The 14,490-nt window shown below is 46.0% G+C and carries 14 protein-coding genes and 1 pseudogene; 10 read left to right on the top strand and 5 right to left on the bottom strand.

Annotated features, from left to right (window positions below):
* The first annotated feature begins 442 nt into the window (after positions 1-442).
* Complete coding sequence (locus ITG12_RS23495; RefSeq protein WP_248874227.1) at positions 443-931, top strand: GNAT family N-acetyltransferase; 489 nt, start codon at positions 443-445, stop codon at positions 929-931.
* Between the two features lie 100 nt (positions 932-1,031).
* Here the strand turns inward: ITG12_RS23495 and ITG12_RS23490 are convergent, their stop codons facing one another.
* Positions 1,032-2,327 carry an alpha/beta fold hydrolase gene (locus tag ITG12_RS23490; RefSeq protein WP_248874225.1) on the bottom strand — a complete coding sequence of 432 codons (1,296 nt, stop codon included), beginning with the start codon at positions 2,325-2,327 and terminating at the stop codon, positions 1,032-1,034.
* Between the two features lie 253 nt (positions 2,328-2,580).
* Here ITG12_RS23490 and ITG12_RS23485 point away from each other — a divergent pair, with 253 nt between their 5' ends.
* Positions 2,581-3,747, top strand: a complete 1,167-nt coding sequence (locus ITG12_RS23485) for a D-alanyl-D-alanine carboxypeptidase family protein (protein WP_045416179.1) — start codon at positions 2,581-2,583, stop codon at positions 3,745-3,747.
* A gap of 114 nt (positions 3,748-3,861) precedes the next feature.
* On the opposite strand, the gene ITG12_RS23480 is transcribed toward ITG12_RS23485, so the two are convergent.
* Together ITG12_RS23480 and ITG12_RS23475 are read right to left on the bottom strand one after the other, a co-directional pair.
* A complete protein-coding gene (locus tag ITG12_RS23480; protein WP_248874223.1) occupies positions 3,862-6,519 on the bottom strand; it encodes an alpha-amylase family glycosyl hydrolase in 2,658 nt (885 codons plus the stop codon).
* A 129-nt stretch (positions 6,520-6,648) separates the two neighbouring features.
* Complete coding sequence (locus tag ITG12_RS23475) at positions 6,649-8,085, bottom strand: helix-turn-helix domain-containing protein (protein ID WP_045421677.1); 1,437 nt, start codon at positions 8,083-8,085, stop codon at positions 6,649-6,651.
* Between the two features lie 195 nt (positions 8,086-8,280).
* Here ITG12_RS23475 and nfsB point away from each other — a divergent pair, with 195 nt between their 5' ends.
* Positions 8,281-8,934 (top strand): oxygen-insensitive NAD(P)H nitroreductase, encoded by a 654-nt coding sequence (nfsB, locus tag ITG12_RS23470; protein ID WP_248874221.1) that lies wholly within the window; start codon positions 8,281-8,283, stop codon positions 8,932-8,934.
* Positions 8,935-9,096: 162 nt separating this feature from the next.
* On the top strand, positions 9,097-9,387 hold the full coding sequence (locus ITG12_RS23465) for a putative quinol monooxygenase (RefSeq protein WP_005436210.1): 291 nt from the start codon (positions 9,097-9,099) through the stop codon (positions 9,385-9,387).
* Here ITG12_RS23465 and ITG12_RS23460 read toward each other — a convergent pair.
* Positions 9,384-10,313, bottom strand: a complete 930-nt coding sequence (locus ITG12_RS23460) for a LysR family transcriptional regulator (RefSeq protein ID WP_038881557.1) — start codon at positions 10,311-10,313, stop codon at positions 9,384-9,386. The two genes, ITG12_RS23465 and ITG12_RS23460, sit on opposite strands and share 4 nt — an antisense overlap.
* Before the next feature lie 132 nt (positions 10,314-10,445).
* Between ITG12_RS23460 and ITG12_RS23455 the strand changes: the two genes are divergently transcribed.
* Positions 10,446-10,664: a VF530 family protein gene (locus ITG12_RS23455; protein WP_005429327.1), complete on the top strand. Its 219-nt coding sequence runs from the start codon at positions 10,446-10,448 to the stop codon at positions 10,662-10,664.
* Positions 10,665-10,828: 164 nt separating this feature from the next.
* On the opposite strand, the gene ITG12_RS23450 is transcribed toward ITG12_RS23455, so the two are convergent.
* Positions 10,829-11,281 carry a thioesterase family protein gene (locus ITG12_RS23450; protein ID WP_005453229.1) on the bottom strand — a complete coding sequence of 151 codons (453 nt, stop codon included), beginning with the start codon at positions 11,279-11,281 and terminating at the stop codon, positions 10,829-10,831.
* A gap of 209 nt (positions 11,282-11,490) precedes the next feature.
* Between ITG12_RS23450 and ITG12_RS23445 the strand changes: the two genes are divergently transcribed.
* From ITG12_RS23445 to ITG12_RS23425, 5 genes and pseudogenes are all read left to right on the top strand, one after another.
* A complete protein-coding gene (locus ITG12_RS23445; RefSeq protein ID WP_038881555.1) occupies positions 11,491-12,255 on the top strand; it encodes a ferredoxin--NADP reductase in 765 nt (254 codons plus the stop codon).
* A gap of 120 nt (positions 12,256-12,375) precedes the next feature.
* Positions 12,376-12,819: an RDD family protein gene (locus ITG12_RS23440; protein WP_038869181.1), complete on the top strand. Its 444-nt coding sequence runs from the start codon at positions 12,376-12,378 to the stop codon at positions 12,817-12,819.
* A gap of 114 nt (positions 12,820-12,933) precedes the next feature.
* Positions 12,934-13,770 (top strand): outer membrane beta-barrel protein, encoded by an 837-nt coding sequence (locus tag ITG12_RS23435; RefSeq protein ID WP_038881554.1) that lies wholly within the window; start codon positions 12,934-12,936, stop codon positions 13,768-13,770.
* A gap of 270 nt (positions 13,771-14,040) precedes the next feature.
* Positions 14,041-14,118 (top strand): annotated as a pseudogene (locus ITG12_RS23430) (helix-turn-helix domain-containing protein); the annotation flags it as partial.
* 63 nt (positions 14,119-14,181) lie between these two features.
* Positions 14,182-14,343 (top strand): hypothetical protein, encoded by a 162-nt coding sequence (locus ITG12_RS23425; RefSeq protein WP_248875103.1) that lies wholly within the window; start codon positions 14,182-14,184, stop codon positions 14,341-14,343.
* Positions 14,344-14,490: the final 147 nt, after the last annotated feature.

Raw genomic sequence — 14,490 nt, 5'->3', positions numbered from 1 at the left:
TTGGTTTGTAGACGCGGCGGCGATTTAAAGGTTTAGTGGGTCTAAATCAATAATCGGCAACAAAGTATACAAGCCAAGGCAGCTCGCCCTTTGGGAGCGTGTCATTGACCCGATTGCTGCGTCAAACAACTTGGAAAGAGCTGGCTATTACACTGCGTTGTTTTCCTTGCTCTCGAATCAATGACAACGCTCTGAATCCTGCATCTTGAAGTCACTTGGGTATAACCCCTTTTATTGAGAAAAGGGGAGTTTTATTTCCACTTAAATTTTGTGGATGTTCAAATTATCAGTAAAAACTCGTAAAACTGTTGAAAACGCACTCGACATAAATGGTCGAAATTTGTACTGTTGATTCGCTTCACATTCCTAAAACTTCTTATCCGATAATCAGTTGAAGCAAAGATCTGTGCTTGATACAGGTCGGTTGGCAAAGGAATTCAACATGCAACAGTTTCATATCAGAAGACTAAGAGAAGAAGACGTCCCACTGTTGAAAACGCTCTTGGTCGAACTCGACACTTCTCATTATAATGCTGAGCCAGATTTCTACCGTACTCCGGAAGAAATGGCGCAGTTAAGGGAAGATCGCAACATCTTCGATAAATATTTTGATGGCAGCATCACGGCTTTTATTGCTTGTTCTAACCGACAGGTGGTTGGTTTTATTTCTGGCACCGTACGAGAGGTCAACTCGATTCTCTCTCCAGAAAGACGCGTCGGTTATATCAATGAATTGGTGGTGTCTGAAAGTTACCGAAACTTAGGTATTGGTTTGTCTTTGATGGATAAAATCGAGAGCGATTTATGCAGCCAAGACATTGAAGAGCTCGGTTTAACCGTGGCATCATTTAATCACGAAGGCGAAGATTTCTACCATAAGATGGGTTACCGCGTGATCACCAAAATGATGACCAAGCGAATCAAAGACTAGCGCTAATTTAAACGTGAATCGAATCAAAAACGCCTCCCTATCTCGTGATAAAGAGGCGTTTTTCTATCTAGGTTTTTAGCGAACCCTGAGCGTTAGCTGCTCATTTCAACGTTGCTGTGGTTTGTTTACCCATCGCAATTAACTTGTCGAGAATACGCTCACCATCTGCACGAAGACCGTTGTGCTCATATTCGTTGGTGATCCACGCTTTTGAGTTTGGTATTGCAGCGAGTGTTTCGCGGCTAATGTCCATTTCTACAAACATATCGTCGGCATAGACAGCGCAGCTCACAGGCACCTTATTGTTTGCCAATTGCTGCGCATCGTATAACGGCGTCCAATCGGCTTTCTCTGCCAGTAATTCCGCCGCTTCTTTCAGTGGCTTTAAGTTTACGTATTGATCGAACATCCAAGGGAAAACCATTTCTCCAGTAAAGTAGAACGGCTTGCCTTGTTCGTAGTTGAACGCGTTGTGTTCTTGACGCACTCGGTGCGCGCTCCATTGAGAAGCAAACCCTTGGCAGTAAATTGATTCGTGCAGAATCGCGTAAATTGGATTGGTCTGGAAGTTTTGCTGCGCCAACATGTCGTTGAGGAATTCATAACGAAGCTGAGGTTTACCGTTCACTTCAATCAAGGCACTTTCTAGCCAGTAATAAGTTGGCAAGAAGGTATCACTGACACCAAAGTTAATCCCAATTTGTTGGAACTGTTCGACAGTAAAGTGCTGACCATTTGGCAGAAACTCTTCGTGCACCAATAAGTGATCAGCAATGTTTTGGCATAGCTGCTGCGCTTGTGGGAATTGTTGGAAGAAGGCTTGGTTCTTTTCCATGGTACGCTTGAATGTTGCGTGATACACATCATCCGCATGGCGAGAAACCGAAGGCACACCACCCGTAATGTAGCTTTGCAGAAGGCTGTTCGGGAACAGCGATAGATAAGTTAGTGAGCAGAAACCACCAAAGCTCTGACCCAAAATCGCCCACTTCTCAACACCAAATTGTTCACGGATAAATTCCGCATCGCGAACAATGTTGTCTGCGCGGAAGTGGCTTAAGTAGTCCGCTTGTTGCTCCGGCGTGAGGTGCGCAAGCGTCTGGTGATTAATCACGCTGCTGTTGCCAGTGCCGCGTTGGTCGAGCAGCAGTACACGGTACTCACTCAGTGCGCGTTTGATCCAACCGTTGTTTCCGTTTGGACGAGGAGAAGGGAAGCCCGGACCGCCTTGAAAATACACTAACCACGGTTTGTCGGAGTCTTCATCGCCGACTAAACAAACGGAGCGAGCGAAGACGTTGATCGTGCCTTTGCTTAGATCTTGGTAGTCCAGCGGCACGGTAAACGAGCAGGGCGTGTAATGCAGTCCTGCGTCGATAAATGATTGAGCGTTCATTGTTATGGTCTGTCCTTGTTTATAGTCGCGTTACGATATCGAATTCCTTATTAGAAACAATAGATTTGTTGTAAGAACTCGATTTTTGAAGCCTGAAAGGCAAGTAATGGCATTCAAAACAGAAACTCTTCGATCTTTCCGTGTTGGTATGCACTGAGTGAACTATGATCTGATAGGTGCAGTTTAGACATCACTGTCTTACCGTTTTTATGAAACGAGACATTTGGCGGTCATTGACCATGGAGGATGCTTGATGAACACGTCACTAACCCGAATCACGCTCGCTTGTTTATTACTACAGACCATCAGTGCCCCTGCATTGGCAGTCGTAACGCCGAATCCGCCTCAGTTGCAGGCAAAAGGCTATGTGTTAATGGACTTTCAGTCCGGTGCCATCATTGCTGAGCAAAACGCGCGTGCCGGATTAGCCCCAGCCAGTTTAACCAAGCTGATGACCGCTTACGTCGTGGGGCAAGAAATCAAATCTGGGCGGCTTCAATGGGATGATAAAGTGACGGTGAGTGAGAACGCGTGGTCAGCCAAATTCCCAGACTCCTCAAAAATGTTTATCCAACCCAAAGATGAAATCACCGTTGCCAACCTAATGCGTGGTGTGATCATTCAATCTGGTAATGATGCTTGTGTGGCGCTCGCCGAACACGTTGCCGGTAGTGAAGGGGCGTTTGTCGCCTTGATGAACGGTTGGGCAGATAAGCTCAGCTTGAATGATACCTACTTCGTTAACTCGCACGGTCTGGATAGCGAGGGCATTCAAACTTCTCCTAACGACATGGCGACGCTGATGCAATCCATCATCAATGACGTGCCTGAAGTCTATGCGCTTTATAGTGAAAAGGTATTTAAGTGGAACAAGATCACCCAATACAACCGCAATAAACTGTTGTGGGATAAATCGATGGATGTCGATGGCGGCAAAACGGGCTACACCAGCAATGCTGGGTACAGTTTGGTCAGTTCTGCTAAGCAAGGAAAGATGCGACTTATCTCGGTAGTGATGGGGACACCAAGCAAACAGTCGCGTATTAGCCAATCTAAGAATCTACTCAGTTATGGCTTCCGCTTTTATGACACCAAACAAGTGGCAAAACAGGGCGAAGTTCAGGCGAGTGCAAAAGTTTGGAAAGGCGATGTCAGTGAGATTGATTTGGGTTTTGCCCAAGATGCGTACCTGACGCTCCCTCGCTCTCTAACCGCTGGTTTAGACAAGAGCGTGGTCGTGAATGAGCCGCTGATTGCACCTATAGCAAAAGGGGATGTGGTTGGTAAAGTCGTGTGGAAGAGTGACGATAAAACCGTGGCGAGCTATCCGCTGGTGAGTAACCAAGCAGTGGAAGAGGGCTCGTGGATTGGGAAGTTATGGGACAGTTTAGTGCTGTGGGTGAAGTCGTTGTTTAGCTAGCGCAAGTGCGAGTTTCGCAATAGTTATTTCAGAAAAAGAAAAGCAGCTCGAAGGTGAGCTGCTTTTTTCTTTTTATAGCTGAGACGACTTTCGCATTTATTGCGGTTTCAGTGATTATTCAGACAAGGTGATGATTGGTAAGTCATCCCAAATCTTGCTCTCATCCGAAGCGCCGCCAGAGAAGTTCCAAGGACCTTTGTTTTGTTCCAGTGGACGGTAAGTGGCAGACAATCCATCCAAGTCCCAAGTTGTCACATAGAATCGAATGCCATCCAGTGAATCAGGTCGACCTAGTGCGTCACTCGCGAAGTCCATCGAAATGGTGTTGTTGGCTTTGTCTACCTTGACCATTGGTGCTGGTGTTACGGCTTCGCCCCATGTTGTCGCGTTTGCGCCTTGAGTGTTGTAAATGGAGCTTTGCCAGCCGAAGACCACAGCGTTGCGACTCCATGTTCCGCTTGGCATAGAAGCGTTGATCTTTGGCAGTTCCGTTAGGTTGGTTGCTGCTTCTTCCGGTAAATCAATGAAGATGGTGAAACCAACGTGGTCAAAGCCGTTTGGCGGCAACCAAGTATCGGTGATCTTGTCCATGGTGAAGGTCAAGCGCACGTTACTGCCGACAGTAAATACCTCGGCTTTGTTGATGGCGAGTTGGCTGTTGTCTTTATCGAACGTTGGATCCGTTGGTAGCGAGTAGTTACCGTTAGGACCGCCCATGCCATCTTGCGCATCACCCGCGTCATCAATCGTGTCGTCTGGCGTGTTCGACCAGCTTAAGTCCGACACAAAGTTCACATCTTCAATGCCTGCTTTTTTCTCAGTGGAGTAAATCGCGAAGCGGTGTTGCTGTTCGCCAATCGCAAAGTGACGGGTAGATAAAGTCACGCTGAACTGACCGTCAGCACCCACGGTAATGGCTTGTGCGGTTTCTAGATTACCGTCGACGACAAGGTTCAATTTCTCGTTTGCGTTAGCAGTACCAGCAATCACGATGTCATCAGTGATGGTTTGTCCTTCCCAATCTTGCGCCAGTTGAATGTTGAGGTCTGGTGTATCTACCGATTGGGTGTCGTTAGTTTTCGAGTAAATCACGGCAGATTTGGCTGGTAGCTCTAGGGTTACGTGACCGTTTTCATCTGCGATTAACTGCTCCGGAGCGTCTGCCCAGTTCGACATGATTTGTTGTTGGAAAACGGTGCCGCCCGCTTGCTCTACATTGAGCTGGTTCATCAACATTGGGGAGTTAGATGTGTTCATTACCACCAAGACTTCGTCGCTATCCAATGTTCGGGTAAAGGCGAACACTCCGGCGCCAGCTTTATCGCTGCTAATCACTTTCATTTCGCCGCGTGTCATGACTCTGTTTTCGGTACGTAACTTAGCAAGCTCTTGGATGAACAAGTACATCTCGCTGTTTTGATCGAATGAATCTACGTAGTCGCCATCTTCACGGTAACCGCCAGCAAACATTGCATCGCGCGCTGCTGACATCGCCTGTTCTGTACCTTGGTAAATCACAGGAATGCCCGGTACCGCCATCATGGTAATCAGCGCTTGCTTCATATCGTTGACGCTGCCTTGCGATAGAAAACGCGGCATATCGTGGTTATCAATGAAGTTCGGCATGATGTATGGATTTGGGAACATCTCCATCATTTTCTCAAGACGGAAGCGTAAGTAATCGGTCGGTTGTCCTGCTGCAAACACGCGCGTCATGGTAGCTTGCAATGGAAAGTTCAGCACCGAGGTTAACTGCTCCGGTGAGCCGCTTTCGCCGATGTAAGTCAGCATCTTCTCTTCGCCTTCGGTGTTGTAAGGCGTAGATGTTTCGAAGACTTCACCAAAGGTTAGGAAGTTATCGCGACCAGTATCAACCGCTTGAGTCATCACACCATCGTCGGCATGCAGGAAATCGTTCCAGAAATCGTGCTCAACAAACTTCACGGTATCGATACGGAAACCGTCAACGCCCACTTCGCGGATCCATTTACGGTAGCTCTCTTTTAGATAAGCGCGTACTTTAGGATCGGATGTATTCAGGTCATCCAGATCCGACAGTTGCCAGGTTTTTTCTTGGACGGGATCGTTGTGGTCGGTGATGCTTGGCGTCCAGTGGTAAATGCCTGTGCCATCTTCTTTACACTCATTCATGTTGAGTGGGTAAGGCAGTTTTTGCCCTGCTGGCAGCGCATTTTCAATCAAACGGAAACCTTGGCAAGGTAGGCTAGGATCGTAATTGTATGGGTCATCGTAAGTGAAGAAGTTACCTACGTGGTTGGTCACGATGTCTTGAATCAAGAACATGTTACGAGCGTGCACTTCTCGCGCTAACGCTTGGTAGCTTTCCATGTCACCAAAGTGCTCATCCACTTTTTGGAAATCACGCGCCCAGTAGCCGTGGTAGCCGCCGTAGTTTTGTTCTGCGTCCCACCATTGGTTTGCCACTGGCGGCGTAATCCAGATAGAGGTTGCGCCTAGGTCTTCGATGTAACCCAGTTTGTCGCTGACACCAAAAAGATCACCACCACTGAATTTCTTGTCTGAGGTAGGATCGTACTCATTCTGACCTTGATCGTTAAGCGTGTTGTCGCCGTCGTTAAAACGGTCGATCATCAAGAAGTAAATGATCTGGTCTTGCCAATCAGGAGATGCCACGTGGCTTCCTGTATCGGTTGGCGTAGTTTCATCGCTACCACAGCCAGAAAGAGCTAGGGCGATCGCAAGAGGGAGTATTTTTATTTTATTCATAGGGTTAGGTAAGATTTCAAACACGGTTTTTGTCTCCGTTATGCAGCAATGCGGAAACGATAAAACAAAGGTTTGAAATTGAGAGTGTCATTTCACGCCAAAAAAGACGTGAAATGATGTCACGAAGTGCTGAATTTGAACTGTGCTACATATTTAACTGAGTGGTTGCACAATTGGGTATTGAATCGGGTAATGGTCTTTGGCTAACTCATTACCCGAATGATCATAGAGTCGGAATCGACACTGTTTGGCCGTTTGGGGGAGGGGAAGTTGTAGCGCCCAGCATGTGTAATCTTCTGCATTCTGAGTTTGGCTCATTGTGTGCGGAGATGGCGCATCACCCACGTAGCAATCGATTTTCGCCACGTCTTTTAATCGACAGGCGAGTTCCACAAACAAGGTGTAATGAGTGCCGAGTTGGATCAGTTGTCTTGTTGGGACTATGTATTCCGCTGCGCCAATTAAAAGCCCTTTAGAAACCACGTAATCACGCTGGTGGTTGTTATCAATGTAGCGCTCACCATCGACTTCATAACACAGTCTAAAGGTCAGTGGATGTGCGACAGGAAGCTCTGTCGTCGCCCATAGTTCGGTGCCATTATTCAAAAAACGCTCGAAGAAGGCTGGGTAGCGACGCCAAGTGCCATCACGGTCTCGACACTCAACGGAGACCACTTTTTCAAACGCAATGTTATCCACTTCCATCCAGATTTTACCGACGGGTTGGTCAATGTCGTTATCGGCTAGAGTGTTCGCTTTGGCGTAGTACAAGCGGATGGGTTGGTTGTTGAGATGAGTGCGGTTATCCAAGCACTGCTGGCGATATTGCATTGGCGAAAACGGATACCAACGGCGAAAAGTTCGGTGGAAGTTGGAAGGTTCTTCATAACCCAACTGATAGGCGATTTGCTGCGTTGTGAGTTGAGTGTCTGCGAGTAGAGCTAATGCGTGCTTTTTCTTGGCGAAGTCGACGCATTGCGAATAGCTCATTTGTTTTTCTTGCAGGCGACGTTGCAAGGTGCGCTTGGATACGCCCAGTTGTAGCGCGGCTTGTTCTAGTTTCAGTGCGTAATTGCTGTTTTTGACGAACAGAGCATTAAGCACGCTTAGCAATTCTGGCTGTTCAATTGGTTGGTGAGACAGCAGCAAATAAACATGTTTCACCAAGTCGAACACAACCGAGTTTTGTGTTGAGTTGGTTTCTTCTTCTAGTTCGAAATGAGCAGAATGAAGGTCATGGTTGTGAAGCTGAATGCGCACAGATTCACTCAAACCTAGTTGTTCCAATTGCATCAGCAGTAAGTCATAAACCGATTCTGCCCAGCTTGGCATCTCGGTAGCTCGGCACTCTAGCCGCATCTGAATCTGGTTATCACTGTGTTCGAAAACAATGTACAAGCGACGGTCGAACAGCGAAACACTTTTGCTCCACCACAACAGACCTTCACGCAGCGTCGGTGCCTCTTGCAACATCATACATTGCAAGGCAACCAGCTTTTCAATGTGCCAATATTCGCCAGCAATTCTTAGGTGATTGTGCCCGAGTTTTTTGCAGAGAAAGGGCGTGATGATGTTGTCTTGAGGCAGCATGAAAGTGGTTCGGTAACGGAGCAAAGGCGACATTATTGCTTAAACCGAGTGTTGCTTCAGTGAGAGTGCTCAAAGCTTGTTACATCGGCGATTTTCAAATTTATTTTGAAGATGTTTTTAACTGAAATCGGTTTTTCCCTGTAACTCATAAGGTTAAAGTGATAACCAGCATAAACTACTCGACTGGAGAACCCGATGGACATCGTTCAAGCTGCTAAATCTCGCTATTCAACCAAAGTCTTTGACCCAACTCGTAAGCTGCCACAAGAGAAGATCGACGCAGTCAAAGAGCTGATTCGTTTTAGTCCATCGAGTGTGAACTCTCAGCCGTGGCACTTCATTCTGGCAAGCACAGAAGAGGGCAAGCAACGTATCGCAAAAGCAGCACAAGAGAACTACGCGTTCAATGCTGCGAAGATCCTAAACGCATCACACGTGTTGGTGTTCTGTGCTAAAACGGACATCGATAACGACTACATCGAAGCGCTATTGGCGCAGGAAGAAAAAGACGGTCGATTCCCAACCGAAGAGGCAAAAGCAGCGGTACGTGGCGGTCGTAGTTACTTTGTGAACATGCACCGTTTTGACCTGAAAGACGCCAATCATTGGATGGAGAAACAGGTTTACCTCAACGTGGGTACATTGTTACTGGGTGTTTCAACGCTAGAAATTGATGCGGTGCCAATCGAAGGTTTTGACCCGAAAGTGCTGGATGAAGAATTTGGTCTACGTGAAAAAGGCTACACTGGCGTTGTGATTGTACCGCTTGGCTACCACGCGGAAGATGACTTCAATGCCAAGACGCCGAAGTCACGCTGGGAAGAAAGCTCTGTGTTTACTGAGATTTGATATCAACTCTATCAATTATTTAATCCTCCTTGCTGGTTAAAATCGTTGATAACTTCGTTTTGAACTTTGTAATTAGACCCACTAGTTACCGCAGTTCACGCCTTGTTCTAAACGATTTTTCCTGCGCAATTTATAACCTCATAATCAATAGAGTTGATATAGATGATTCATTTAGTTGCAGAAATTAAAGCGTACCCAGATAGTATCGACAACGTAACCAACTTACTTTCTGGTCTACTAGAACCTTCTCGTGAAGAAGAGGGGTGTTGCCAATACGAACTGTATTTGGATCAAAAGATCGAAGGCTTGTTTATGTTCCAAGAAATTTGGGCGTCGCAAGAAGCGTTAGATAAGCACTTACAAAGCCCACATATCGCGCAGTTTATCTCGACGCTAGAAGATAACGATTGGGTTGAATATTCTCAGATTCGCCCAATGACGTTTGTCGGCTAACCTTCTGAGCAGAATGTTGCCAGCACTTTCTTACGTTGCTGGCAGCATTTTTCATGAATGAATTCACGGAAAGTACGAATGGTTGGCGTCAGCAAACGACGATCGGCGCACACCATGTATAGCGGTACCGGACCACAATCCCACTCAGGCAATACTCTTACTAATCTTCCCTCAATCAAATCTTGGCTGATGTCCATCAGTGATTTGTTGGCGATGCCTTTGCCTTTGATTGCTAAGCGATGGGATAAGTCACTGTCGTTGCTAAGTAGCTTGCCATTCACAACAACCTGTTCTGTTTCGTCTCCGCGAGTCAGCGTCCATTTGTTGTAAACCGAATCCGCCACCATGTAACACAAACAGTTGTGTTGGTTTAGATCTTCCGGTTTGGTCAGCACGGGATTATTTGCGACGTATTCTGGAGAGGCACACAGGATTCGCTCATTTGCACCACATAACGCCAATACGACGAGATTAGAGTCAGCAGGTTCGCCGTAACGAATCGCGATATCGACGGGCTTGGTGTACATATCGGTTAAGCTATCAGACAGCTCTAACTTGATAGAGACGTTTGGGTAAACATCAATAAATTCATCAACCCAATCAAGCAGCATGTTGCGACCAAAATCAGATGGCGCAGTGATATGCAGCTGACCAGATAACTCGCCACGCGCGCTTGATATCTGATCTAACCCCTCTTGCAGTGTTGCGAGCGCTTGAGTGGTTTTGTCTAAGAACAGCTCACCCTCTGAGGTGAGGCGAAGGCTGCGAGTGGAGCGCACAAACAGCGGAAAGCCTATTTGTCCCTCAAGACGTTTGATCGATGCACTGATGGCTGCTGGTGTCATGTCCATGTTGTTGGCGGCTTTCGAAAAACTGCCTTGGCGTGCGGTTTCGACAAAGATATTCAGATCGTTGAGGGCTTTCATAATGAAAAGGGCTTTTAAGAAGTTTGGGCTACTATAGGGGAGAGTCGCAGGGCAATTCAAGGTTAAAACATTAGGTTGCACGGCGAGTTTGAGTTAGATTAGCGCGCAACTTCACTTTACTGGATCAATAGCATGAGCCAACAGCAGCCGAATAACCCACTTCACGGGTTGAGTTTAGAAAAAATCCTTACCCGTTTAGTTGAGCACTTCGGGTGGAAAGGAATGCATGAGCGCGTTCGTGTTAATTGTTTTCAGAAAGATCCTTCAATCAAATCGTCGTTGAAGTTCCTGCGCAAAACGCAGTGGGCAAGAGATAAAGTGGAAGCGCTGTACATCGAGACGTTCTGCTAATTGGATTTGGTGCACGTCTAAAAGAGAGATCCCGGATGGCTCGCTAGAATGACACAACTTTTCTCATCGCATAGGCTGGAAGAGTACCTCTGCGTCATTCCCGATAGCGACGAAGGAGCGCAGTCGGGAATCTCGATTCTAATCTCTCGCTTCTCGCCTCTTTATTACTCCAAATGATGCGTACTGCCCACGGTGCCTTCCAAGTCTAAAATCGACTGGCGAACGTGGTCTGGAATCGCGGCTTTCACATTGTTCTTAAAATCAAACATCACACCAGTGGCGGTCGCGATGGTCGCAATCTTGCCCCACTTCTTACTCAGCACTTGGTATTCCATCGTGATGCGATCTTCTTGCATGTCGATTACGCGTGAGCCAATCAAAAGCGTATCTGGAAACGTAACGGGTAGTTTGTAGCGGCACTGGGTTTCACTTAAAACCGGACCGATGTGAGACGTCTGCAAATCTACCAACAGATTAATCTTGTTGAAGTAGTCCAAACGCGCAGTTTCGAAGTAACGAAAATACACCGCATTATTGACGTGTTGCAGGGCATCCATCTCTCCCCAAGCGACTTTGATTTCCGTAATCACTGGGAATTCTTTTAATAACGTATCCATTACTCATGTTCCTTTTTCATCGACGTTGCCGCAATTTGCCAAGCGACTTATCACTTTGAGTATTTATTCTAGATGGAACTGATTAAAATGTAATAAAATTGTATGTAAAGTGTGAAATGAATTAGATGCTTATTTTTGTAAACTAAAAACTTTACATAGTCAGTTGTGAGGCGTAGGTTTAAGTAAGCGTAACCAAAAGGAGATGTCCAATGACAGAACTGAAAGGTTTCAATCTTGCCAAAGTAGAAAAACGAATCGACTGGACAGGTGAGCTGTTCAGTCTACGAGTTTCCGGAGCGCCTCTCTCCTTCAAAGCCGGACAATTTACCAAACTGGCCTTGCTCGACGAACAGGGCAATCCCATTAGCCGTGCATACTCGGTAGTAAATGCGCCCAGTGAGCAGTTTGAATGGCTTGAATTCTTAGTCGTCGCGAACCCAGAAGGGCAATTGACGCCAAGGCTACAGCAGCTTCAAACCGGCGATAGCATTTATGTTGGTGAAACGGCCCATGGGGATCTGATCCACGATACCATTCCCAAACACGCAAACGATCTATGGCTGCTTTCCACGGGCACAGGCATTGGTCCATTTCTCTCTTTGTTAGACGACATCAATCTACTGCCACACAGCGATCATATTGTGCTGGTGCATGGTGTGCGTTACGAAAGAGATTTAGTTTACAAATACCTGATAGAGCAGCTCCAACAGCGATATGAAGGTCGTCTTCGTTATGTACCGATTGTCAGCCGTGAGAGTATTCCGGGTCAGCTTCAAGGCCGTATTCCAGATCTGATTGCGTCGGGAGAGCTCGTTAATCGCGCTGACTTACCGTTTTCTAAAGAAAGCAGCTTTGTGATGATGTGTGGTAATCCGGAGATGATCAAAGACACCTCTCCAGTACTGCAAGAATTAGGGCTTGATAAATACCGAGCGAGAACGGGTGGCAATATCATTTACGAAAGGTATTGGTAAGCTTTGACTGATTTTTAATCCATCTCACTTCTGAGAGAGGTTCACAAATATCACATCTCACAATTGAGCACTTTGTGGTCCATCCCTAGAATGCATCAGCTTGCATTTCAGGGGGGAAGTATGTGGTGTTCAATTGCCAGTAAACGGCGCAGATTTATTGGTGGGCTGATTGATTTAATGCTTGTGACAGGGATAGTGCTACTTATTGCTCTCACGATCAATTCCCTCATTAATGGCTTCGAACTTTCTTTTCGTGAAAATCTTCAACTTGTTAATGAGACCAAAGCAAACTACGTCCTAACAATTCCGATGTTAATGATGATGAATTGGAATTTATTGCGTGACGGCCAGACAATTGGCATGCGTTTAGTTGGGATTAAAGTGGTGATGAGTAATGGCCATGATACGACGAAAGTCACTGCTTCATTGCGATTATGCATGGGCTACTTGATAGAAATGCTTATTCCATATACGCCGTTAGTGAATTTGTTGTTGCTGATTCTTCACCCGCAAAGGCGACTACTGCACGATTTAATTTCCGGAACTAAAGTTGTGAACTGTTAAAACATTTCAGATTTCGCCTGTTTCATACAGAGTTGCGAGCGACTCACCTTTCCACAACCCTTCTCTAGCGTCTACACTTTCTTCAGACATAAATTCAATCGCTTAGGATCAAGGATAATGAACAAAGCTGGTTGGGCGGTTTGTTTCGCTGCACTATTCTCTTCGGCTGCTTCTGCGGGTGAATGGGAGATTGAAGCCGGTGGATTTTTCTCTCGCACCGATACGAAACTCAACGCTTACGACCCTTATCTCGATCAAATACGCACTATCGATTTTGAATCGGATCTCGATTTGAAAGAGTTTACTGTGCTGCCTTATGTGGAGTTGGAGTATTACTTTAACCCCAAACACAGCGTGTACGCAGATTGGCGAAGTTTGCATCGAGAAGCCACCCGAACGGCGGTGACCAAGCCATTCGAAGTGACGATAGATGGAACAACGTATGCTGTTCAGGCTGGTTCAAAGCTTACAACAGAGCTGAATATTGATATTGCACGCCTAGGTTACGGTTACCAATTTTATACCAGCGATAAATGGGCGGTGGATGTATTGGCTGGGTTGCACGTGATGTGGCTGTCATTGGGTTTAGATGGCAAGCTCGGTGCGAAAGTGAGTGGAGTGGATGAAATCCCAGTGATGTTTGTTGATGATGCGGTTTTAAATGATGTCACAGCGCCATTACCAGACTTAGGTATTCGAGCTGAGTATTCGCTGAGTCCTGATTGGATTTTGAAAAGTCACGCTCAAGTCTTCTACCTAGCCGTAGATGATATTGAGGGTTACTTGTTGGAATTCGATTTGGGCGCTAAATACTTCTTTACCAATCAGTTCAGCGTGACGGGGTCATTCAACTATTATGAGGTGGGCGTTGATTATGAAAGTGACAAATCAGCATTGGATGTCACTTATCGGTTTTACGGGCCGATGCTGACCATGGCGTATACATTCTGATATTAAAAAAGCCACATTCTGAACTGACCCCCAATAGTTGGACACTAATTATTGGGGGTCTTTTTATGTCCAAATATAGCCGCGAGCTAAAATGTGTCATTGCTAAACAATGCTTAAATGGTACGTCATCTAGTTATTTAGAAAAGCAATATTCAGTTTCTTCGAGACAGATTCGGTATTGACTAAGTTTTTGCTATCCATGGTGCAGCTTCATTTTTACCAACTAAACATGCTGTTTCTGCTCAAACAAAGCTAAAAGCATTAAATTTAATGTGGACGAATGACTGGTCTCTCTCGCACACTAGCGCAGTATTTAACCTCTCGTCCCCTGGGATACTTTCTGTCTGGCTCAAAAGATTTAACGAGCTCGGTATCAAAGGGCTCAAAATTCGCCAGAAAGGAAGACCTTCAATGAAACAGCAGCCTCAACGTACCACTAAACCAGATAATGAAATGACACTTGAGGAGCTAAGAGAGGAGTTGATCTACTTACGAACTGAGAATGCTGTTCTAAAAAAGTTGGAAGAGTTGGAGCAAGAAAAGAACCGTCGAACAAAGAAAAAGCGGTCATAGCTCTAACTCTTAAAGGTAAGTACCCACTGAAGCACCTGCTGCAAACTCTGCAACTGGCGAAAAGTGTCTTTTATTATCAGGCTCAAGCGAGCAAGCGTACTGATAGTTACGAAAGTGAACTGCGGTTGATAAAGTCAATTTATCATG

It is taken from the genome of Vibrio sp. ED002, from assembly GCF_023277445.1.
In the GTDB taxonomy this organism is placed as follows: Bacteria; Pseudomonadota; Gammaproteobacteria; order Enterobacterales; family Vibrionaceae; genus Vibrio; species Vibrio jasicida.
This window is presented reverse-complemented; position numbering and strand designations above follow the sequence as displayed.